Source organism: Pseudomonas sp. NPDC087358 (assembly GCF_044900785.1).
In the GTDB taxonomy this organism is placed as follows: domain Bacteria; phylum Pseudomonadota; class Gammaproteobacteria; order Pseudomonadales; family Pseudomonadaceae; genus Aquipseudomonas.
This window is the reverse complement of sequence record NZ_JBJDOA010000003.1, coordinates 337,958-360,878: the sequence shown is the minus strand read 5'-3', so window position 1 is coordinate 360,878 and position 22,921 is coordinate 337,958. Positions and strand designations below refer to the sequence as shown.

The 22,921-nt window shown below is 59.5% G+C and carries 16 protein-coding genes and 1 pseudogene; 5 read left to right on the top strand and 12 right to left on the bottom strand.

Annotated elements, in window-relative coordinates; translation table 11 throughout:
• Window positions 1–192 precede the first annotated feature (192 nt).
• The 3 genes from ACI2KS_RS08405 (at window position 193) to fabB (ending at window position 4,077) form a co-directional block, all read left to right on the top strand.
• Window positions 193–2,118: a response regulator gene (locus tag ACI2KS_RS08405; protein WP_404618993.1), complete on the top strand. Its 1,926-nt coding sequence runs from the start codon at window positions 193–195 to the stop codon at window positions 2,116–2,118.
• Between the two features lie 212 nt (window positions 2,119–2,330).
• Window positions 2,331–2,846, top strand: a complete 516-nt coding sequence (gene fabA, locus ACI2KS_RS08400) for a 3-hydroxyacyl-[acyl-carrier-protein] dehydratase FabA (protein WP_404618992.1) — start codon at window positions 2,331–2,333, stop codon at window positions 2,844–2,846.
• 10 nt (window positions 2,847–2,856) lie between these two features.
• Window positions 2,857–4,077, top strand: coding sequence for a beta-ketoacyl-ACP synthase I (gene fabB / locus ACI2KS_RS08395; protein WP_404618990.1), 1,221 nt, complete (start codon window positions 2,857–2,859; stop codon window positions 4,075–4,077).
• A gap of 171 nt (window positions 4,078–4,248) precedes the next feature.
• Here fabB and ACI2KS_RS08390 read toward each other — a convergent pair whose 3' ends face one another.
• Together ACI2KS_RS08390 and ACI2KS_RS08385 are read right to left on the bottom strand one after the other, a co-directional pair.
• Complete coding sequence (locus ACI2KS_RS08390; RefSeq protein ID WP_404619492.1) at window positions 4,249–5,031, bottom strand: methyl-accepting chemotaxis protein; 783 nt, start codon at window positions 5,029–5,031, stop codon at window positions 4,249–4,251.
• A 75-nt stretch (window positions 5,032–5,106) separates the two neighbouring features.
• Window positions 5,107–5,859 (bottom strand): annotated as a pseudogene (locus ACI2KS_RS08385) (MCP four helix bundle domain-containing protein); the annotation flags it as partial.
• A gap of 218 nt (window positions 5,860–6,077) precedes the next feature.
• Here ACI2KS_RS08385 and ACI2KS_RS08380 point away from each other — a divergent pair.
• On the top strand, window positions 6,078–6,950 hold the full coding sequence (locus ACI2KS_RS08380) for a pirin family protein (protein ID WP_404618989.1): 873 nt from the start codon (window positions 6,078–6,080) through the stop codon (window positions 6,948–6,950).
• A gap of 123 nt (window positions 6,951–7,073) precedes the next feature.
• On the opposite strand, the gene ACI2KS_RS08375 is transcribed toward ACI2KS_RS08380, so the two are convergent.
• Together ACI2KS_RS08375 and htpG are read right to left on the bottom strand one after the other, a co-directional pair.
• Complete coding sequence (locus ACI2KS_RS08375; RefSeq protein WP_404618988.1) at window positions 7,074–7,799, bottom strand: dienelactone hydrolase family protein; 726 nt, start codon at window positions 7,797–7,799, stop codon at window positions 7,074–7,076.
• A gap of 78 nt (window positions 7,800–7,877) precedes the next feature.
• Complete coding sequence (htpG, locus tag ACI2KS_RS08370) at window positions 7,878–9,782, bottom strand: molecular chaperone HtpG (protein ID WP_404618987.1); 1,905 nt, start codon at window positions 9,780–9,782, stop codon at window positions 7,878–7,880.
• A gap of 330 nt (window positions 9,783–10,112) precedes the next feature.
• On the opposite strand from htpG, the gene ACI2KS_RS08365 reads away from it, so the two are divergent.
• On the top strand, window positions 10,113–10,367 hold the full coding sequence (locus ACI2KS_RS08365; RefSeq protein WP_404618986.1) for a hypothetical protein: 255 nt from the start codon (window positions 10,113–10,115) through the stop codon (window positions 10,365–10,367).
• A gap of 105 nt (window positions 10,368–10,472) precedes the next feature.
• Here ACI2KS_RS08365 and brnQ read toward each other — a convergent pair whose 3' ends face one another.
• From brnQ to sdhA, 8 genes are all read right to left on the bottom strand, one after another.
• Window positions 10,473–11,786: a branched-chain amino acid transport system II carrier protein gene (gene brnQ / locus ACI2KS_RS08360; protein WP_404618985.1), complete on the bottom strand. Its 1,314-nt coding sequence runs from the start codon at window positions 11,784–11,786 to the stop codon at window positions 10,473–10,475.
• Window positions 11,787–12,179: 393 nt separating this feature from the next.
• The gene (gene sucD / locus ACI2KS_RS08355; RefSeq protein ID WP_404618984.1) at window positions 12,180–13,067 is read right to left on the bottom strand and encodes a succinate--CoA ligase subunit alpha; all 888 of its coding nucleotides are present in this window, start codon (window positions 13,065–13,067) and stop codon (window positions 12,180–12,182) included.
• A complete protein-coding gene (gene sucC / locus ACI2KS_RS08350) occupies window positions 13,067–14,233 on the bottom strand; it encodes an ADP-forming succinate--CoA ligase subunit beta (RefSeq protein ID WP_404618983.1) in 1,167 nt (388 codons plus the stop codon). The genes sucD and sucC overlap by 1 nt, the downstream gene beginning before the upstream one ends.
• 204 nt (window positions 14,234–14,437) lie before the next feature.
• Window positions 14,438–15,874 carry a dihydrolipoyl dehydrogenase gene (gene lpdA, locus ACI2KS_RS08345; RefSeq protein ID WP_404618982.1) on the bottom strand — a complete coding sequence of 479 codons (1,437 nt, stop codon included), beginning with the start codon at window positions 15,872–15,874 and terminating at the stop codon, window positions 14,438–14,440.
• Window positions 15,875–16,045: 171 nt separating this feature from the next.
• Window positions 16,046–17,284: a 2-oxoglutarate dehydrogenase complex dihydrolipoyllysine-residue succinyltransferase gene (gene odhB / locus ACI2KS_RS08340; protein WP_404618981.1), complete on the bottom strand. Its 1,239-nt coding sequence runs from the start codon at window positions 17,282–17,284 to the stop codon at window positions 16,046–16,048.
• A 41-nt stretch (window positions 17,285–17,325) separates the two neighbouring features.
• Entirely contained in the window at window positions 17,326–20,157 is a 2,832-nt protein-coding gene (locus ACI2KS_RS08335; RefSeq protein ID WP_404618980.1) for a 2-oxoglutarate dehydrogenase E1 component, read from the bottom strand.
• Window positions 20,158–20,429: 272 nt separating this feature from the next.
• Entirely contained in the window at window positions 20,430–21,134 is a 705-nt protein-coding gene (locus tag ACI2KS_RS08330; protein ID WP_404618979.1) for a succinate dehydrogenase iron-sulfur subunit, read from the bottom strand.
• An 11-nt stretch (window positions 21,135–21,145) separates the two neighbouring features.
• Entirely contained in the window at window positions 21,146–22,918 is a 1,773-nt protein-coding gene (sdhA, locus tag ACI2KS_RS08325) for a succinate dehydrogenase flavoprotein subunit (protein WP_404618978.1), read from the bottom strand.
• Window positions 22,919–22,921 lie beyond the last annotated feature (3 nt).

The following is a 22,921-nucleotide window of genomic DNA, read 5'->3' as shown; positions in this document are numbered from 1 at the left end:
TCAAGCCCTACTCTTCACGAGGAAATTACCTACAGCTCGGTTAAGATGCGCGCCCAGGTTGAAAATTCCGCAGCGTCGCCGATGAGCTATCGTCAGACGCTTGCCGACAACAGCAGAGCGATGAAAAATCCGTTTTCCTCGGTATCCGGACACGATGGCGAATGAGCGACCCATGACAACGGTAATTGGCCCATGACGCCACAACGTGGCTGGAATATCAGCACCCGGACGCAGATCCTCAGCCTGGGCCCGGCGCTGCTGCTGACCCTGTTGTTGATCAGTTTTTTTACCGTGGTGCGCATTCAGGATCTGCGTCAGGAGCTCAACCATACTGGCCAGTTGATCGCCAACCAGCTGGCTCCAGCGTCGGAATATGGCGTGATCGTCGGCAACAACGAGGTGTTGCAAGGCCTGATGCGGGCCACCATGAACACTCCGCATGTGCGTTTTCTGGAGGTTCAGGACAGCACTGGCAAAGTGCTGGTGCATGTCGAGCAAGCCGCAGAAAACGCCCATCAGCGCCAGATGGAGATTTTCCAGGCGCCTATCCGCCTGCAACAGGTCAAACCCCGGGGCGCCCGGTTCGATGACGCGGACGATAATGCCAACGTGCCCTTTGAAGGTTATCTGGGACGCGTGCTGGTGGGCATGTCCAGTGAGGCCTTCAATCTGCGCGAGCAGGAAATCCTGCTCAAGGCCGGCATCCTCGCCCTGTTCGCCTTGCTGTTCACCTACATCCTGGCCCGGCGATTATCGCTGAGCCTGTCCCAGCCGATCAGCGCCATGAGCGACGCGGTCAAGGCCATTCAGCACGGCGACTATAGCGTGCCGTTGCCGGTGGCCGACGACGCGGAACTGGGCGATCTGGCCAGGCACATCAATAACCTGGCCCAGGGTCTGGAAAAGGCCAGCCGCGAGCAGAAAAAGGCCATGGACGAACTGATCAGGACCCAGGAGGAAGCCGAACGCGCCAACAGCGCCAAATCGGAGTTCCTGGCGATGATGAGCCATGAGCTGCGCACCCCCATGAACGGCGTGTTGGGCATGCTGCAGTTGATGGAAACTACCAGGATGACCGAGGAGCAGGCCGAATATGCTGCGCTGGCCACCGAGTCCACGGAACACCTGCTCAGGGTGATCAACGACATACTCGATTTCTCACGCTTTGAGCGCGATGCCCTGGAGCTTGAGAACATTGCGTTCAACCTGGCAGACCTGATTGCCACCTCGGTCCAGGCCTTTGCCCACAATGCGCAGCAACGCGGGCTGGCGCTGGAGCTTGATCTGCCGCCGGGGCTCGATCTGTTGCGGGTCAAGGGCGATCCGACGCGCATCCGCCAGATTCTGGTCAATTTGATCGGCAATGCCTTGAAGTTCACCGAGTTCGGCAGTGTCCGCGTGGAAACGGCATGGCAACGGCAGGATGCGCAACAGATTATGTTCACCTGCGCGGTGCGTGACAGCGGTATCGGCATTTCGCCGCAGTTGCTGGAGTCGATGTTCGATGCTTTCCAGCAAGCGGACAACTCCATTTCCCGGCGTTATGGCGGCACCGGGCTGGGGCTGCCCATCGCCCGCAACCTGGCGCAACGCATGGGCGGCTCGCTGCATGCGCAGAGCAGCGAGGGCCTGGGGTCGGTGTTCGAGCTGCAGATTCCGCTGTGCCTGGTCCAGCAGGAAGACCCCGCGCCGCAACCGGGTGCGACAGGGGATGCGCCACAAGAGCGTGATGGTTGCGTGCTGCTGGTCGAGGACAACCCGGTCAACCGCACGGTGGTCGAAGCCATGCTGCGCAGCCTGGGGTTGCAGGTCAGCGTGGCGGGCGACGGTGCCCAGGCGGTGAGCATGGCCGGCAAGGAGACGTTCGCTCTGATCCTCATGGACTGCCGCCTGCCGGTGATGGACGGTTATGAAGCGACCCGCAGGATTCGCCAGCTTCCGGGGTTGCAGACACTGCCTATAATTGCCCTGACGGCCAATGCGCGACACGGTGACCGCGACCTGTGCCTGCAGGCGGGCATGAATGATTACCTGGCCAAACCGTTCAAACGCACTGATTTACAGCAGGTTTTACAACGCTGGCTGACCTTTAAGCCATCTGCGACTGGCGATAAATGATAAATTGCGGCAGTCTTGTATGCCGTGATCGAACCGCGCCGACGCGTGGACGGAAAATTTCAGTGCACAGGTGTACATTCATTTCACCCGTGCTGTGACTTTCATTACAACGCAATAGTCTATGAGTAGGCTGCCAGCAGAGGGATTACCCGCTGGTCAGATTGGGTAAGTACTTGTCACACCCTGCCGCACAGGATTATCGAGGAGCTCGCATGACCAAACAAAACGCCTTTACCCGGGAAGATCTGCTGCGCTGCAGCCGCGGCGAGCTGTTCGGCCAAGGTAACGCACAACTGCCCGCCCCTAACATGCTGATGATCGACCGCATCACCCACATCAGCGAAGAAGGCGGCAAGTACGGCAAAGGTGAATTGGTCGCCGAACTGGATATCAGTCCGGACCTGTGGTTCTTCGGCTGTCACTTCGAAGGCGATCCGGTGATGCCGGGCTGCCTGGGCCTCGATGCCATGTGGCAACTGGTCGGCTTTTTCCTGGGCTGGCAAGGTCTGCCGGGCCGGGGCCGTGCGCTGGGTTCGGGCGAAGTGAAATTCTTCGGCCAGGTCTTGCCTACCGCCAAAAAGGTCACTTACAACATCCAAATCAAGCGCGTCCTCAAAGGCAAGCTGAACCTGGCCATTGCCGACGGTTCGGTGACCGTGGACGGTCGCGAAATCTACACCGCCGAAGGCCTTCGGGTCGGCGTGTTCACCTCCACTGACAATTTCTAAGGGTATTCGCATGCGCCGCGTCGTTATCACTGGTCTGGGCATTGTTTCCTGCTTGGGCAATGACAAAGACACCGTTTCCGCCAACCTGCGTGCAAGCCGCCCTGGCATCCGTTTCAATCCGGAATATGCCGAAATGGGTCTGCGCAGCCAGGTTTCCGGCTCCATCGACCTCAATCTCGAAGAGCTGATCGATCGCAAGATCTATCGCTTTGTCGGTCATGCTGCGGCCTACGCCTATCTGGCGATGAAAGATGCCGTCGCCGACTCCGGCCTGACCGAAGAGCAGGTGTCCAACCCGCGCACCGGCCTGGTCGCAGGCTCCGGTGGTGCATCGACCCTGAACCAGATGGAAGCGCTGGACATCCTGCGCGAGAAAGGCGTCAAGCGTGTCGGTCCGTACCGCGTGACCCGCACCATGAGCAGCACTGTCTCGGCTTGCCTGGCGACGCCATTCAAGATCAAAGGCCTGAACTACTCCATCGCGTCTGCCTGCGCCACCAGTGCTCACTGCATCGGTACCGCCATGGAACAGATCCAGATGGGCAAGCAGGACATCGTTTTCGCCGGTGGTGGTGAAGAAGAACACTGGAGCCAGTCGTTCCTGTTCGACGCCATGGGCGCGCTGTCGAGCAAGCGCAACGACACGCCTGAAAAATCTTCGCGCGCCTATGATGCCGACCGTGACGGTTTCGTCATCGCCGGTGGCGGCGGCATGGTCGTGGTCGAAGAGCTGGAACACGCTCTGGCACGCGGCGCGAAAATCTACGCTGAACTGGTGGGCTACGGCGCGACGTCCGATGGCTACGACATGGTCGCACCGAGCGGTGAAGGCGCCATCCGCTGCATGCAGCAGGCGCTTTCCACCGTTGATACGCCGATCGACTACCTGAACACCCACGGCACTTCCACTCCAGTCGGCGACGTCAAGGAAATGGAAGGCGTGCGTGAAGTGTTCGGTAAAAACGCGCCGGCCATCAGCTCCACCAAGAGCCTGTCGGGTCACTCACTGGGCGCCGCAGGCGTTCATGAGGCGATCTACTGCATGCTGATGATGGAAGGCAACTTCATGGCAGGTTCGGCCAACATCGACGAGCTGGACCCGGCCGTCGCTGACATGCCGATCCTGACCAAGACACGCGAAGACGTCACCATCAATACCGTGATGAGCAACAGCTTCGGCTTCGGCGGCACCAACGCCACTCTGGTGATGAAGCGCTGGACCGGCAAGTAACCGAGCGGTCGCAGCACAAGAAAAGGCGCCCTTCGAGGCGCCTTTTTTATTGCTTGGACATCTCGCCTTTGCAGGAGTGAGCTTGTTCGCAATAGCGTCTGTCCAGTCAACGCGGCATTGGACCATGGCAATCACGAGCAAGCTCACGCCTACAGACCGTGGGCTCAAGGACTACACCGAAAACCCCGCCACCATGGCATTCAAGTCCGTTGCCAGGCGCGACAGGTCCTGGCTGGCGGCACTGGTCTGATTGGCGCCGGCCGAGCTCTGCAACGCCAGATCGCGGATGTTGGTGATATTGCGATCAACCTCCCGCGCCACCTGCGCCTGCTCTTCAGAGGCGCTGGCGATGACGATATTGCGCTCGGTAATCAAGGTGATCGCTGCGGCGATCTCGTCCAGCGCCACGCCAGCCGATTGCGCCAGCTCCAGCGTCGAGCGCGCACGGCCGTTGCTGCCTTGCATCGCAGCCACCGCCTGATCGGTACCCTGACGGATATCCCGCACCAGCAGCTCGATCTCCTGAGTCGATGACTCAGTGCGGTGAGCCAGGGCCCTGACCTCATCGGCGACCACGGCGAAACCGCGGCCAGCCTCACCCGCCCGTGCCGCCTCGATGGCCGCGTTGAGCGCCAGCAGGTTGGTCTGCTCGGCCACTGAGCGAATCACATCCAGCACCTTGCTGATGCCATAGACCTTCTGCGCCAGTGTTTCGACCTGATCGCCAGCTTGAGTGACGTCCTGCGCCAAGTGATTGATCGATACGACTGTGTCCTGCACTTGCTGACGCCCGCGTTGCGCAATGCGGTCCGATTCGCCCGACGCCTGCGAAGTCGCCACGGCATTGCGCGCGACCTCTTCTACCGCCGCGGTCATCTGATTCACGGCAGTAGCGGCCTGATCGATTTCCAGGCTCTGTTGATGCAGGCCTCGCGTGGAGTCTTCAGTCACCATGCTCAGTTCCTCCGACGCCGAGGCCAACTGACTGGATGAGTCGGAAATCCGCAGAATCGTGCGCCGCAGACTCAGCTGCATGGCCTTGAGCGCCTCCAGCAGACGGGCAGGCTCGTCGCGCCCCTTGATGACGATATCGGCGGTCAGATCACCGGCGGCTATCACCTGGGCAATGCCCAGGGCTTGTGCCAACGGCTGGACGATGCTGCGGGTCAAACCCCAGGCCAGCAGTAGAGTGATCACCGCCGTGAGCAGCATCATCCCCACCACCCAGCTCCAGGCGCTGCCAAAGACCTTCTGCGCCTGATCGGTTGCGTCGCTGGCGCCTCGCTTGTTCAATGCCGTCAGCTCGTTGAGCGACTGAGTCATGCGGTCGGCGTACTGATTCATCTCCCCGTTAATGACCTGCAGCGCGTCCTCGAGCTGATTGTGTCGGGATAATTCCATGACCCGGGTTTGCCGCTGAAAGTAGGCCTGCTTGGCCGTGACGAAGGTCTCGTACAAGGAGCGCTCTTCAGGCACCTCGATCAGTGAGCCGTAGTGTTTCTCGGCGGTTTGCAGCCCCTCCCTGAGCCCGTCGAGCTTGGCGTAGTTTTCCTGCAAGGCGCCTGGGTCACGGTTGAGCATCAGGCGCAAGGTCAGGGTCCTGATTCGCATGAGGTCCTGCCCCAGCGTGCCGAGCTCCATGACGCTGGGCAGCCACTTGCTCTCCACCAGGTCCGACTGCTTGCGCATGCTGGACATCTGCAACAGAGCAAAGGCCCCCAGACCGAACACCAGCAAGGCCAGCACGCCGAAACCGAGTCCGGCCCGGGGTGCGATATTCATGTTTCTGACGGTCATAGCGGGTCCCTTCCCAAAAAAATCCTGCTTCAAAATGCAGCTGGTTGTCGCCACAGGTATCGGCTGAGTCATGTGGATTCTGTAGGACGGTTCCTCGATTGATGCACCGAACCCGTCATCTGAACGGAACAGGCAGCACAGACGATCCAGACGCAGGGGTCTATGATCGATATTCTGTCGCCAAGTCCATCGAGAGCCATGACATGCTGACCATCAAACCCCGCGCTGAAGACGTTGAAGGCCAGCCGATTCTGCGTCCCCTGCCCTCAGCCCAATGCCGTAGCGTCGGGCCTTTCGTGTTCTTTGATCACATGCTGGAAACCGCGTACGCAGCCGGTAGCGGCATGGACATCCGCCAACACCCGCACATCGGTCTCTCGACCCTGACGTATCTGTTCGAAGGCCAGATCCAGCACAAGGACAGCCTGGGCAGCGAGCAGCTGGTCATGCCCGGCGAAGTCAGCTGGATGACCGCCGGTAGCGCGATCGCCCACATCGAACGCACCCCGCAGGCGCTGCACGACAGTGGTTCTCGCCTGCACGGCCTGCAGGTCTGGCTGGCATCGCCCAAGGCCCACGAGCAGGGTGAAGGTCATTACAGCCATCACCCCGCTGCTGCCCTGCCTCTGAGTGACAGCATGGGCATCAGCATCCGCATGATTGCCGGCAAAGGCTTTTGCCTTGAGTCACCGGTGCCGGTGCTGTCCCCGACCCTGTACGCCGAAGTGAAGATGCAAACCGCCACCACGCTGCTGGTCCCCGCCGAGCATGAGCAGCGGGCGTTGTACGTGATCGAAGGCGAGGTGCTGCTTGATGGCGAACCCTTGGCGCCGCGCAGTCTGGTGATACTGGAAGCGGGGACCGAGCCGACGCTGTGTGCCGAAAGCGAGTCCCATGTCGTGCTGATCGGTGGGGCGCCGCTGGACGGTCCGCGCAGAATGAACTGGAATTTCGTCGCCAGCGATCCGGCCTTGATCGATAGGGCCAGGGCCAGGTGGGCGGCCGGGGATTGGCCTACGGTGCCGGGGGAAGTGGAAAGGATCGAGTTGCCGGCCAGCAGACGACATCCGTCTTGAGCTCAGCGCGGTCTGTAGCAGCACGGCTTGCCGGCGGCGGCGTCACACCTCTACCGCCGGCAAGCCGCACTGCTACAGGGCAATCATTGATTCAGATCAACGGTCATTGGCGGATGCCGCTGATCAACCTGCGAAAACCTCGTCCAGCAGGTTATGCATGGCGGTGAAGGCGCGCCTGGAGACGATCGGGTTGTACATCTGCACACCCGGGTTATTGGCGTGCGGTTCGGTGAAGGAATGGAATGCGCCACCGTAGCTCAGCAGTTGCCAATCGACGTTGGCTGCGTTCATTTCAGCTTCGAACGCCGGCAATTGTTCCTTGGGCACCAACGGATCGGATGCGCCGTGCAGCACCAAGACCTTGCCCTTGATGTTGTTGGCGTCGGCGGGGCTGGTGGTATCCAGCGTACCGTGGAACGATACCGCCGCTTTCAGCGCTGCGCCGGTACGCGCCAGCTCCAATGCACAGCAACCGCCGAAGCAGAAACCAAACGCCGCCAGGCTCGCTTTGTCCACCGCCGCCAGGGTTTGCCCGGTCAGTTGCTCCAGGGCCGCGGTCATGCGCTTGTTCAGCAAGCCACGATCGTTCTTCAACGGCATCATCGCAGCCGCCGCTTCATCACCGTTGCTGGGCCGCACGTTCTGGCCGTACAAGTCAGCCAGCAGTACCACATAGCCCTTTGCAGCCACATCCCTGGCAATCTGTTCGGCGTCTTCACTGATGCCCATCCAGTTGGGTGCCATGACCAGCCCCGGCGCGGCCTTGGCGCCTTCGTTGAACACCAGTCGGCTCTCGTAGCTCTGACCGTCGATCTGATACACCACGGACTGCACAGTAAAGTTGCTCATTGCTGACTCCTGCTGTTGAGAATGATGAGGGATCAAATGACAAAACCCGCCGCAGCGGGTTTTGTCTTCACACCAATGTTAAACCGAGAGCTCTACCAACAACTTGTTCAAACGGCGCACGTAAGCGGCCGGATCCTTCAAGCTGTCGCCGGCTGCCAGCGCCGCCTGGTCGAACAGGATGTGCGACAGATCGCCGAAACGCTCTTCGCTCTGCTCGTTATCCAGCTTGTCGATCAAGGGATGGGCAGGGTTGAATTCGAAGATCGGCTTGGAGTCCGGGACCTTCTGACCGCTGGCTTCCAGAATCTGACGCATCTGCAGACCCAGATCCTGCTCACCGATGGCCAGAATCGCTGGTGAATCGGTCAGACGGTGGGAAACACGCACTTCGCTGACGGCATCGCCCAGCGCGGTTTTCAGCCGTTCGATCAAACCTTCCTTGTCCTTGGCGACTTCTTCCTGGGCTTTCTTGTCCTCTTCGGAATCAAGTTTGCCCAGATCCAGATCGCCACGGGCCACATCAACGAAGCCCTTGGCGTCGAAGTCGCTGAGGTAGCTCATCAGCCACTCGTCGATGCGGTCGGTCAGCAGCAGCACTTCGATGCCTTTCTTGCGGAAGACTTCCAGGTGCGGGCTGTTCTTGACCTGCGCGTAGCTTTCGCCGGTCAGGTAGTAGATCTTGTCCTGACCTTCCTTGGCGCGCGCCAGGTATTGGGTCAGCGAAACGCTCTGCTCGCCACCGTCTTCAACGGTCGAGGCGAAGCGCAACAGACCGGCGATCTTCTCCTTGTTGGCGAAGTCTTCGGCCGGACCTTCCTTGAGGACCTGGCCAAAGTTCTTCCAGAAGCCTTTGTATTCTTCCGGCTGGTTCTTCGCCAGTTTCTCCAGCATGTCCAACACGCGCTTGGTCAGCGCAGACTTCATCGAGTCGATGATCGGATCTTTCTGCAGGATTTCACGCGATACGTTCAGCGACAGGTCGTTGGAGTCGACTACGCCTTTGACGAAACGCAAGTACAACGGCAGGAACGACTCGGCCTGATCCATGACAAACACACGCTGCACATACAGCTTCAAGCCACGCGGGGCTTCACGCTGATACAGGTCGAACGGGGCACGGGCCGGGACGTACAACAGCGAGCTGTATTCCAGCTTGCCTTCGACCTTGTTATGGCTCCAGCTCAGCGGGTTTTCGAAATCATGAGCGATGTGCTTGTAGAACTCTTGATACTCGGCGTCCGTGACCTCGGTGCGAGGACGGGTCCACAGGGCGCTGGCGCGGTTGACGGTTTCCCATTCCTGCACCGGCGCCGGCTCGCCCTCGACCGCGACCTGCTCTTTAGGCAGCTCGATCGGCAAGGCAATGTGATCGGAGTACTTCTTGATGATGTTGCGCAGGCGGTAGCCATCGGCGAACTCATCTTCGTCCTTCTTCAGATGCAGGACGATGCGGGTGCCGCGATCAGGCTTGTCCAGCGTGGCAACTTCAAACTCGCCTTCGCCCTTGGAGGACCAGTGCACACCCTCGCTGGCTGGCAGACCTGCGCGACGGCTGAAGACTTCAACCTGATCGGCGACGATGAATGCCGAATAGAAACCGACACCGAACTGGCCGATCAGGTGCGAATCCTTCTTCTGATCGCCGGTGAGGTTTTTCATGAAGTCGGCAGTGCCGGATTTGGCGATCGTGCCCAGGTGGGTGATCACGTCTTCACGGCTCATGCCGATGCCATTGTCTTCGAGAGTGACGGTACGGGCGTCCTTGTCGAAGCTGACACGGATCTTGAGCTCGGCGCCGCCCTCGAGCAGCTCAGGCTTGGACAGCGCTTCGAAGCGCAGTTTGTCTACCGCGTCGGAGGCGTTGGAAATCAGCTCGCGAAGGAAAATCTCCTTGTTCGAGTACAGCGAATGGATCATGAGGTGCAGCAGCTGCTTCACCTCGGTCTGGAAGCCCAGGGTTTCCTTTTGAGTTTCCACACTCATGGTCATCAAACTCCAATCAGTCCACACAAATAGGGGTAGCCGGCCAGATACCCCGGTTGCGGGACTGGACGGCGGGTTGTCATCAAGGTGGGGGCTGGGGCGAGGATTTCAAGAGCCTGCACAAGGTCAGTGATCATTCTTGCTGTCGATCAAGCGCATACCGGTCGAAGCGGCACGCGCCACTCCTGCAAAAACGTTTAATCAGCAACAAGACCCTGCCGGTGAATAATCGCTATGAAACAGTGGGTGATTTATCGCCATTAAACATGGAACTAACTTTGCAGCGCTGCGCTCGAAGGCACGTAGATGTTCAATAAGGAGAAATACCCCATGCGTAAGACTTTAGCCATTGCCCTCATGCTTTCTGCCACTTTGGGTCTCGCTGCCTGCGATAAAAAATCCGAGGATAAACAGCAAGATGCCAACAAGGCTGCCCAGCAGTCCCAAGAGTCGATGCAAAAGGCTCAAGATAAAGTAAACGACGCTGCCAAAGAGAGCCAGGAAGCTGCCCAGAAGAACGCCGAAGCCGCGCAAGAGCGCGCTAAAGAGGCCAACACCCAGGCACCCGCGCCAACTAAGCAGTAAGTTCCAAAGTTTCAGAACAAACAAAGCCCGCACGCAGCGGGCTTTGTTTTATTCATCAGAAGTCGAACGCGTCATGCGTTAGCGACAGCCCCGCCCCTCCTCCCCTCAGGCCAGCGCTTGGCTGCGCTTGCCCAATAGACGGTCAACCACGAACGCCGCGAACAGGGTGATCAGTGACGGTATCAACCAGGCCAGACCCTGGTCGCTCAGCGGCAAGTGAGCCCAGGCGTCCGGCAGGTATTGTCCAAGGCCCGAGCCTTTGACGGCATCGATGACGCCGAACAGAAACGACACTGCCATCACCGGCGCCACGACACGCCCCTGCGCACGCCAGAAGTCCTTGCAGAAACTCAGTGCGACCAGCGCGATGCACGGCGGGTAGATGGCCGTGAGCACAGGGATGGAGAACTGGATCAGCTTCGTCAGCCCAAGGTTCGAGATCAGCAGGGAGAAAGCTGCCAGCAGGATCACCAGCGTCTTGTAGGACAGTGGCAGCAGACGACTGAAGTATTCAGCGCAGGCGCAGGTCAGACCGACCGCGGTCACCAGGCAGGCAAGGGAAATCAGCACGGCCAGGAATCCGCTGCCCAAGGTGCCAAAGGTGTGCTGCACGTACGCGTGGAGAACCGCAGCACCATTGGCCGCGCCAGCTGCCACGGCATGGCTGCCCGAGCCCAGACGGAACAGACTGATGTACACCAGCGCCAGGCCAACCCCTGCAATCAAGCCAGCGATAATGGCGTAACGGGTAATCAGCCGTGGTGACTCCACACCCCGCGATCGAATCGCGTTGACGATGACGATCCCGAATACCAGCGCGCCGAGGGTGTCCATGGTCAGATAGCCGTTGATGAAGCCCTGGGAGAATGGCGCGGCAACATAGGCAGGCTGCGCGCTGCCGACATCACCGGCCGGCAAGGCGAACGCCGCGATACCCAGTACGGCCAGGGCGATGATCTTCAACGGTGCCAGGAAGCGTCCGACGGTATCCAGCAGGCGGCCTGGATACAGGGACACCCAGAACACGAGGAGGAAATAGACCAGGCTGTACAGAAACAACGCCAGAGGGCTCTCGCCGGTAATCGGCGCCAGGCCGACTTCGAACGAGACGGTGGCGGTGCGTGGAGTCGCGAACAGCGGGCCCACCGACAGGTAGCACACCGCCGCAAGGATCGTTCCTGCCACTTTGCCGATCGGGTTGCTCAGCGCATCCATGGCCCCGCCAACCTTGGCCAGCGCGATGACGGTCACCACCGGAAGACCCACGGCCGTGACCAGGAAGCCAAGCGCTGCCATCCACACATGTGGACCGGCCTGCAGGCCGACGATAGGGGGGAAGATGATATTTCCAGCACCGACGAATAACGCGAACGTCATGAAACCAAGCGCCAGGATGTCCTGACCTTTCAACACTTTCATCAAAGAAACCACACTGCCAAATCGGGATTAAGAAGAGGATTTCCCTGAGGGTGAGGGAAATGCTGCCCGTCCTTTTAGAACAGGCCCGTTACGCGCAGTGGCTCCTTGTGGGGGTCGACTGCGCAAAATGGCGGGTAGCCTACCCTATTTCACGCACCGATACAGGGCGGTGCGACCGTTGAACGCACGTTCCTGTCGCATTTCGGAAATGTCCTACAAAATCCAGCCACGCTTCATCATTGTTGGCACTTGTCGACAGGGCAAACCTCACCCTGTAGCAGTCCAGACCCACCATCGTGGCCTCCCCTGCCCATCAGCAAAAAACTCAAACCCCGAAAACACAAAAGCCACCCGAAGGTGGCTTTTGTCGATCAGGCAGTGGTCAGACGGCGATTAAGCCTTCTTCACTTCCCAACCAGTCAGCTCAGCCAGGGCTTTGCCGATGTCTGCCAGCGAACGCACGGTTTTCACGCCTGCGTCTTGCAGTGCAGCGAATTTCTCGTCTGCAGTGCCTTTGCCGCCGGAGATGATCGCGCCCGCATGGCCCATGCGCTTGCCCGCAGGGGCAGTCACACCAGCGATGTAGGAAACGACTGGCTTGGTCACGTTTGCCTTGATGTAGGCAGCCGCTTCTTCTTCAGCCGAACCGCCGATCTCACCGATCATGACGATCGCTTCGGTCTTCGGGTCTTCCTGGAACAGCTTCAGGATGTCGATGAAGCTCGAACCCGGGATCGGGTCACCGCCGATACCGACGCAAGTCGACTGACCGAAACCGGCGTCAGTGGTCTGCTTCACAGCTTCGTAAGTCAGGGTGCCGGAACGCGACACGATACCGACTTTACCTGGCAAGTGAATGTGACCTGGCATGATGCCGATCTTGCACTCGCCCGGCGTGATCACGCCTGGGCAGTTAGGGCCGATCAGGACAACGCCCAGCTCGTCGCATTTTACTTTCGCGTCCAGCATGTCCAGGGTAGGAATGCCTTCGGTGATGCAGACGATCAGCTGGATGCCGGCGAATGCAGCTTCCAGGATCGAGTCTTTGCAGAAAGGAGCCGGAACGTAGATGACCGAAGCGGTTGCGCCGGTCTGCTCTACTGCTTCACGCACGGTGTTGAACACAGGCAGGTTCAGGTGAGTGGTGCCACCTTTGCCTGGGGTCACGCCGCCAACCATTTTGGTGCCGTAGGCAATGGCTTGCTCGGAGTGGAAAGTACCTTGCGAGCCGGTGAAGCCCTGGCAGATAACTTTGGTGTCTTTATTGATCAGGACGCTCATTATTTGCCCTCCGCAGCTTTGACGACTTGTTGAGCAGCGTCGGTCAGGCTGGTAGCTGCGATGATGTTCAAGCCGCTTTCTGCCAGTACTTTAGCGCCCAGCTCAGCGTTGTTACCTTCCAGGCGAACAACAACCGGGATTTTCACGCCGACTTCTTTCACAGCGCCAATGATGCCTTCGGCAATCATGTCGCAACGAACGATGCCGCCGAAGATGTTGACCAGTACTGCTGCGACATTGCTGTCGGACAGGATGATCTTGAACGCTTCAGTTACGCGTTCCTTGGTAGCACCACCGCCTACGTCGAGGAAGTTGGCTGGCTTGCCGCCGTGCAGGTTGACGATGTCCATGGTACCCATGGCCAGGCCAGCACCGTTGACCATGCAGCCGATGTTGCCTTCCAGTGCCACGTAGTTCAGTTCGAACTTGGCAGCGTGGGCTTCACGTGGGTCATCTTGCGATGGGTCGTGGAAAGCCTTCAGCTTTGGCTGACGGTACATGGCGTTGGCGTCGATGTTGATCTTGGCGTCCAGGCAGTGCAGATCGCCGTCAGCCTTGATCACCAGCGGGTTCACTTCCAGCAGGGCCAGATCGTGGTCCTGGAACAGCTTGGCAAGACCGGTGAAGATCTTGGCGAACTGAGCAACCTGCTTGCCTTCCAGACCCAGCTGGAATGCCAGGTCACGACCCTGGAATGGCTGAGCGCCAACCAGTGGATCGATGGTGGCCTTGAGAATCTTCTCAGGAGTGTCGTGAGCGATTTTCTCGATGTCCACGCCACCTTCGGTGGAGGCCATGAACACGATACGACGGCTCGAACGATCGACTACAGCGCCCAGGTACAGCTCTTTGGCGATGTCAGTGCAGGATTCAACCAGGATCTTGGTGACTGGCTGACCGTTGGCATCAGTCTGGTAAGTGACCAGACGCTTGCCCAACCACTGTTGCGCGAACGCAGCTGCGTCTTCTTTGCTGCGAACCAGCTTGACGCCGCCCGCTTTACCGCGACCACCTGCGTGAACCTGGGCTTTGACGACCCACTCGGTTCCGCCGATCTTGTCGCAGGCTTCTGCTGCTGCTTCCGGGGTGTCGACTGCGTAGCCTTTGGATACTGGCAGGCCGTATTCAGCGAACAGCTGCTTACCCTGATACTCGTGAAGATTCATGCTTATTACCGTCTTCGTTAGGTACTGCGCATTCGGTGCTGCTCGTCTAAGCGTGCCGCACCACCTGTGACCGCTTCTCCCGAAAGGCTGCCAGCTGTGCCTGGGCACGTGCTGGAAATCGGCCGGGAGTTCGAGTCCAACGGACCTTCCGCGGTAAGCCTTGCGAACAGGACTTACGACGGGCGGTCCGTCGTGGTTTTTTTCTTAGCGTTTTTTCTTGTTCTGGATGTGGATGGCACCGCCATTCACAGCAAGAGCAGCTTCGTGCAAGGCTTCGGACAGGGTCGGGTGGGAGAAGACCATCATGCCGATGTCTTCGGCACTGGTGCCGAACTCCATACCGATTGCGCCTTGCTGTACCAGTTCTGCTGCGCCTGGACCGATGACGTGTACACCCAGTACACGGTCAGTCTTGGCATCAGCGATGACCTTGACGAAACCGCCAGTGTCGTTTGCCGCCATTGCACGGCCGCTGGCCGCGAACGGGAAGCTGCCGACGTTAACCTCTACGCCTTCGGCCTTCAAGGTCTGCTCGGTTTTACCGACCCACGCGATTTCCGGGTGAGTGTAGATAACCGACGGGATCAGGTCGTAGTTCATCTGGGTCTTGTGACCCTTGATGCGCTCGACGACCATGATGCCTTCTTCGGACGCTTTGTGTGCCAGCATCAGACCACGGACCACGTCACCGATCGCGAAGACACCCGGAACGCTGGTCTCGCACTGGTCGTTGACGAAAACGAAACCGCGCTCGTCGATGTCCACACCGCTGTCGGAGGCCAGCAGATCGGTGGTCACCGGGCGACGGCCCACTGCGACGATCAGGCGGTCGAACGTGATGTTCTGCTCGCCGTCCTTGTCGGTGTAGTTGACCACCACTTCATTGCCGTTGACTTTCGAACCGGTAACGCGAGCGCCCAGCTTGATGTCCAGGCCCTGCTTGGTGAAGGTCTTCTGTGCTTCCTTGGCAACCGCTTCGTCAGCCGCTGGCAGAAACTTCTCCAGTGCTTCGAGAACGGTGACCTTGGAACCCAGACGCGACCATACCGAACCCAGTTCCAGGCCGATGACGCCAGCGCCGATCACGCCCAGACGCTCAGGCACGCTCTGGAATTCCAGGGCGCCGGTGGAGTCGACGATCACGTTCTGGTCGACCGGAGCCGGTGGAATGTCGATCGGACGCGAACCGGAAGCCAGGATGATGTTGTCGGCTTCGATGACTTCGGTGGTGCCGTCAGGCTTGGTCAGCTCGACTTTCTTGCCGGCCAGCAGTTTGCCGTGACCCTGCAAGGAGGTGACGCCATTGGCCTTGAACAGGCTGGCAACGCCACCGGTCAGACCCTTGACGATCTGCGACTTGCGGCCAACCATCGCCGCCACGTCCATTTTCACGTCGGATACCGAGATACCGTGAACATTGAACTGGTTCTTGGCTTCGTAGAACTTCCAGGAGCTGTCCAGCAGCGCCTTGGACGGGATGCAACCCACGTTCAGGCAGGTACCGCCGAGAGCCAGTTTGCCCTCTTTATCCTGATACTTCTCGATGCAGGCAGTCTTGAGACCAAGTTGCGCAGCCTTGATGGCGGCAACATAACCGCCAGGGCCTGCGCCAATCACTACCACGTCGAATTTCTGGGACATAAAAAAGAGTTCCTCTTTAGCTGCGAGCTTCAAGCCACAAGCTGCAAGCTGATCCGTGATGCTCTACAGACGAGTTGCAGCCTGCTCATTAGGATGTTGCGACGACCCAAGCACGAGCGCCAGGCTGCTTTTACTTGCAGCTTGGCGCTTGTGGCTTGCAGCTGCCTTGAATCAGATATCCAGCAACAGACGCGCCGGGTCTTCCAGCAGGTTCTTGATGGTTACCAGGAAGGTCACGGCTTCTTTACCGTCGATCAGGCGGTGATCGTAGGACAGCGCCAGGTACATCATTGGACGGATGACAACCTGCCCGTTGATCGCCATGGGACGCTGCAGAATGTTGTGCATGCCCAGGATGGCCGCTTGTGGCGGGTTGACGATCGGGGTCGACATCATCGAACCGAAAGTACCACCGTTGGTGATGGTGAAGGTACCACCGGTCATCTCGTCGATGGACAGCTTGCCGTCACGAGCCTTCTTGCCGAAAGCCGCGATGCCGCCTTCGATTTCAGCCAGGCTCATGTGTTCTGCGTTACGCAGGACCGGTACCACCAGACCGCGATCACTGGAAACGGCAACGCCGACGTCCGCATAACCGTGGTAAACGATGTCGGAACCGTCGATCGAAGCATTGACGGCCGGGAAGCGCTTCAGCGCCTCGGTGGCAGCCTTGACGAAGAACGACATGAAGCCCAGGCGCACGCCATTGTGGGACTTCTCGAACAGGTCCTTGTACTTCGAACGCAGGGCCATGACTTCGGTCATGTCGACTTCGTTGAAGGTGGTCAGCATCGCCATGTTCGACTGGGCTTCAACCAGACGCTTGGCAACGGTGGCACGTACACGAGTCATCGGTACGCGCTTCTCGGTGCGGTCGCCGGCAGCGAACACTGGAGCGGCGGCGGCAGCAGCTGGCTTGGCAGCCGGTGCAGGGGCAGTGGCCGGAGCGGATTTCTTCGCTTCGATCGCGGCAACCACGTCTTCCTTGGTGACGCGACCGTCTTTGCCAGTGCCTTTGACGCTGGACAGGTTGATGCCGTTTTCTTCAGCCAGCTTGCGCGCAGCCGGAGCGCCAATGGCGTCTTCATCACCGGCAGCGGCGGCGGCAGGCGCGGCAGCAGCTGGAGCGGAAGCAGGGGCCGCAGCGGCAGCCGGAGCGGCCGATGCAGTGGCGCCTGCGTCCAGGGTTGCGATCAGTTCGTTGGACAGGACGGTGTCGCCCTCGCCTTTGACAATCGATGCCAGAACGCCGTCAGCTTCGGCCAGGACTTCGAGTACGACTTTGTCGGTTTCGATGTCGACCAGCAGCTCGTCACGTTTTACCGCTTCACCCGGCTGTTTGTGCCACTTGGAAATGGTGCCATCGGCAACGGATTCCGGGAAAGAGGGGGCTTTGATCTCAATAGCCATTATCTGAAATTCCTTAATTCGGTTTCTAATGCGCGAAGGCGTTAAACAGTGAACGCGTCTTTCAGCAGTTTTTCCTGCTGTTCGGCGTGCATCGAAGCGTAGCCACAAGCAGGTGCTGCAGAAGCATCACGACCGGCGTATTCGAGCACGAGGTTGCGGTTGTGATTGCCAATGCTGCGGCGCAAGTGGTGCTGACTGCTGTACCAGGCGCCCTGGTTCATCGGCTCTTCCTGACACCAGACCACGTTGGTCAGGCTGGTGTAAGGCGCGATCGCCTCCATCAGGTCGTCTTCCGGGAACGGATAGAGCTGCTCGATACGCACGATGGCGATATCTTCGCGGCCTTCGGCACGGCGTTTTTCCAGCAGGTCGTAGTAGACCTTGCCACTGCACATGACCAGACGCGTCACCTTGGCGGCATCGAGGGTGTCGATTTCCGGGATCACCGTCTGGAACGAGCCTTCGGCCAGATCTTCCAGGGTCGAGATTGCCAGTTTGTGGCGCAACAGCGACTTTGGCGTCAGCACGATCAATGGCTTGCGCAGCGGACGAATCACCTGACGGCGCAACAGATGGTAGATCTGAGCCGGAGTGGTCGGCATGCATACCTGGATGTTGTGCTCGGCACACAGTTGCAGGTAACGCTCAAGACGCGCCGAGGAGTGCTCGGGGCCCTGGCCTTCGTAGCCGTGTGGCAACAGCATGGTCAGACCGCACAGACGGCCCCACTTATGCTCGCCGCTGGTGATGAACTGGTCGATAACGACCTGTGCACCGTTGGCGAAGTCACCGAACTGGGCTTCCCAGATCACCAGCGCGTTTGGCTGAGTGGTCGAGTAACCGTATTCGAATGCCAGCACTGCTTCCTCGGACAGGAACGAGTCATACAGGTCGAAGCGTGGCTGACCGGCGTACAGGTTCTGCAGCGGCACGTAAGTGGCCGCGTCCTTCTGGTTGTGCAGCACGGCGTGGCGGTGCGAGAACGTGCCGCGACCCACGTCCTGGCCGGTGATCCGGATCGGATGACCTTCGAACGCGAGGGTGGCGTAAGCCATGGTCTCGGCGTAACCCCAGTTGATCGGCAGGCCGCCGGCTTGCATCTTCTGGCGGTCTTCGTAGATCTTCTGGACCTGACGCTGAACCACGAAACCTTCTGGCAGTTCCATCAGCTTGGCCGACAGTTCCTGCAGGGTCTTGAGGTCGAAGCTGGTGTCGTGGCGCGCAGTCCAGGCGTGGCCCAGGTAAGGACGCCAGTCGACGAACAGTTCCTTGTTCGGCTCCTTGACCAGGCTCTTGACCACGTGCATGCCGTTGTCCAGCGCATTGCGATACTCGTCGACCTTGGCCTGAGCCGCTTCGGCGCCGAGGATGCCGCCGGTTGCCAGTGCTTCGGCATACAGCTCGCGGGTAGTGCGCTGCTTGGCGATCTGCTGGTACATCAACGGCTGGGTGCCACTTGGCTCGTCGGCCTCGTTGTGGCCACGGCGACGGTAGCAGACCAGATCGATCACCACGTCACGCTTGAACTGCATGCGGTAGTCGATGGCCAGCTGGGTCACGAACAGGACGGCTTCAGGGTCATCGCCATTCACATGGAGAATCGGCGCCTGGATCATCTTGGCAACGTCGGTCGCGTACTCGGTGGAGCGCGAGTCTTCCTGGTTGCTGATGGTGAAGCCGACCTGGTTGTTGATGACGATGTGGATCGTACCGCCGGTCTTGAAGCCGCGGGTCTGCGACATCTGGAAGGTTTCCAGGACCACGCCCTGACCTGCGAAAGCAGCATCACCGTGGATGGAAATCGGCAGTACTTTTTCGCCGGTGGTGTCGTTGCGACGGTCCTGACGGGCGCGCACCGAACCCTCGACCACCGGAGACACGATCTCCAGGTGAGAGGGGTTGAATGCCATCGCCAGGTGAACTTCGCCACCTGTGGTCATGACGTTGGACGAGAAGCCCTGGTGGTACTTGACGTCACCGGAACCCAGCTCGACCTTCTTCTTGCCTTCGAACTCGTCGAACAGCTCGCGCGGATTCTTGCCGAAGGTGTTGACCAGAACGTTCAGACGGCCGCGGTGGGCCATGCCGATGACGATTTCCTTGGTGCCGTAGGAACCGGAACGCTGGATCAGTTCGTCGAGCATCGGAATCAGGCTTTCACCGCCTTCCAGACCAAAACGCTTGGTGCCCGGGTATTTGGTACCCAGGTACTTTTCCAGACCCTCGGCCGCGGTGACGCGCTCGAGCAGATGGCTCTGAATGTCGGCGGAGTAAGCTGGACGGCCACGCACGCTTTCGAGGCGCTGCATGAACCAGTTGCGCTGGTTGGAGTCGACGATGTGCGTGAACTCGGCGCCGATGGTGCGGCAATATGTCTTCTGCAAGGCTTCGACGATTTCGCGTAGGCTCGCCTCCTCCTTGCCGATGAACAGGTCGCCGGCACGGAAGGTGGTATCGAGGTCAGCGTTGGTCAAACCGTAATGGTTGATCGACAGGTCAGCTGGCGCAGTACGCTTCCACAAACCCAGAGGATCGAGTTGCGCACCCTGATGGCCGCGCATACGGAATGCCTGGATCAGTCGCAGCACTTCGACTTGCTTCTTCTCGTGTTCGCTGCTCACGCTACCGGCGGAGACCGGCTGTGCGCGGCGCTGGTTTTTCGCCAGCAACACGAAATGATCGCGAACCGTGGAGTGCGATACATCGTTGGCAGTGCTGTCGTCAGCCGGCAGCGTCTGAAAGTAGGTGCGCCACTCTTCTGGCACAGCGTTAGGGTCGTGCAGGTAGAGCTCATAGAGCTCTTCCACATAGGCAGCGTTACCACCGGATAGGTGGGCACTGTTCCACATGCGCTGCATCACGCTTTCTTGCATGCTTGGTCACCCTCGGTTAGGGGACACCACCGGCGTCGACACCCAAGCAAACTTGAAAAGTCCATGTGCAGCGACTGTATCGAGTCACTAAGGATCACGCTGATAGCCCGGGTACCAGCCCGGATGCCCCTGCTGGTTCTCATTTCTTCAAAATAAGAGCCGCAGCCATAAAACTGCTGCTCAAGTTAAAACTACGGCGCCGGTTGAAGCCTGCGCCGCAGCGTCTACGGGTACAACATTTACAGATTTACAGATGCTGCTGTGCTGCGAACTCAGATACCGCTTTTGAGCAACATGCCACGTACGTGACCGATCGCCTTGGTAGGGTTCAGACCCTTGGGGCAAACGTTCACGCAGTTCATGATCCCGCGGCAACGGAACACACTGAACGGATCATCCAGCGAGGCCAGACGCTCCTGAGTCTTGGTGTCACGGCTGTCAGCCAGGAAGCGATAGGCTTGCAGCAGCGCCGCCGGGCCGAGGAACTTGTCAGGGTTCCACCAGAACGATGGGCAGCTGGTGGAGCAGCAAGCGCACAGGATGCACTCGTACAGACCGTCCAGCTTCTCACGCTCTTCCGGCGACTGCAGACGTTCGATGGCCGGAGCCGGCGTATCGTTCAGCAGGAATGGTTTCACCTTCTCGTATTGCTTGTAGAAGATGCTCATATCGACGACCAGGTCACGAATGACCGGCAAACCAGGCAGGGGACGAACCACCAGCTTGTTGCCCTTGACCACGGCAGACAGCGGCGTGATGCAGGCCAGGCCGTTCTTGCCGTTGATGTTCATGCCGTCGGAACCGCAGACGCCTTCACGGCAGGAGCGACGATAGGAGAAACCTTCGTCCTGCTCTTTGATCAGGGCCAGTACATCCAGCACCATCAGGTCCTTGCCGCCGGTGTCGACATCGAAGACCTGGGTCTTGGGTGCCGAATCACTGTCGGGGTTGTAACGATAAACTTCGACTTTCAACATAGCGGCCACCCTTAGTAAGTCCGAATTTTCGGTTCAAACGCCGGTACGGTCTTCGGCGCAAAGTTGACTGCACGTTTGGCAACCCGCTTTTCACCCGGGTAGTACAGGGTGTGGCACAGCCAGTTTTCATCGTCGCGATCTTCGAAGTCTTCACGGGCGTGAGCGCCGCGGGACTCTTTACGCACTTCAGCAGCAACGGCAGTCGCTTCGGCGACTTCCAGCAGGTTCTGCAACTCCAGCGCTTCGATACGCGCGGTGTTGAAGGCCTGGGACTTGTCGTTGATCTTGACCTTGGCGATACGGCCACGCAGGTCAGCCAGCTGAGCAATGCCCTTCTGCATGTATTCGCCAGTGCGGAATACGCCGAAGTAGTTCTGCATGCAGTTTTGCAGCTCGCGGCGCAGCGTGGCGACGTCTTCGCCTTCGGTGCGCTCATTGAGCGAGTTCAAACGGCTCAGTGCGACATCGATGTCAGTGTCGCTGGCGTCGGCGTATTCGATACCGTCGGACAGCGCCTTCTCCAGGTGCAGACCGGCAGCACGACCGAATACGACCAGGTCGAGCAGCGAATTGCCGCCCAGACGGTTGGCGCCGTGGACCGATACGCAGGCCACTTCGCCCACCGCGAACAGGCCAGGAATGATGCTGTCCTTGCCGTCGGCGTCCATGGTCATGGCCTGGCCGTGAATGTTGGTGGCAACGCCGCCCATCATGTAGTGGCAGGTCGGAACGACCGGGATCGGCGCAACGGCCGGATCGACGTGTGCGAAAGTCTTGGAAAGCTCCATGATCCCTGGCAGACGGCTGTGCAGCACTTCCTCGCCAAGGTGATCGAGCTTGAGCATCACGTGGTCGCCATTAGGGCCACAGCCGTTACCGGCAATGATTTCCTTGACCATGGAACGCGCAACGACGTCACGACCTGCAAGGTCCTTGGCGTTCGGAGCATAACGCTCCATGAAACGCTCGCCATGCTTGTTGATCAGGTAGCCACCTTCACCACGGCAACCCTCGGTGACCAGTACACCTGCGCCGGCGATGCCAGTTGGGTGGAACTGCCACATTTCGATGTCCTGGACCGGAACACCGGCACGCAGCGCCATGCCGATGCCGTCACCGGTATTGATCAGGGCGTTGGTGGTGGATGCGTAGATACGGCCAGCACCGCCAGTCGCCAGTACAGTGGCCTTGGCCTTGATGTACATGGTTTCGCCGGTTTCGATGCAGATCGCGATCACGCCAACGAACGCGCCGTCCTGGTTCTTCACCAGATCGACTGCGTAGTACTCGTTGAGAAACGTGGTACCTGCCTTCAGGTTGCCCTGATACAGGGTGTGCAGCAGTGCGTGACCGGTACGGTCGGACGCAGCGCAAGTGCGCGCAGCCTGGCCGCCCTTGCCGAAGTCCTTGGACTGGCCACCGAACGGACGCTGGTAGATACGGCCTTGCTCGGTACGCGAGAACGGCATACCCATGTGGTCCAGCTCGTAAACGGCAGCCGGGCCTTCCTGACACATGTATTCGATTGCGTCCTGGTCGCCGATGTAGTCGGAGCCCTTGACGGTGTCGTACATGTGCCAGCGCCAGTCATCGTTCGGGTCGGCCGAGGCGATGGCGCAGGTAATGCCGCCCTGTGCGGAAACGGTGTGCGAGCGAGTCGGGAAGACCTTGGTGACTACAGCGGTCTTGTGGCCGCCTTCAGCCAACTGCAGCGCAGCGCGCATGCCCGCACCGCCGCCACCAATAATGATGGCGTCGAATGAGATGGTATTAATTTTAGCCATGAA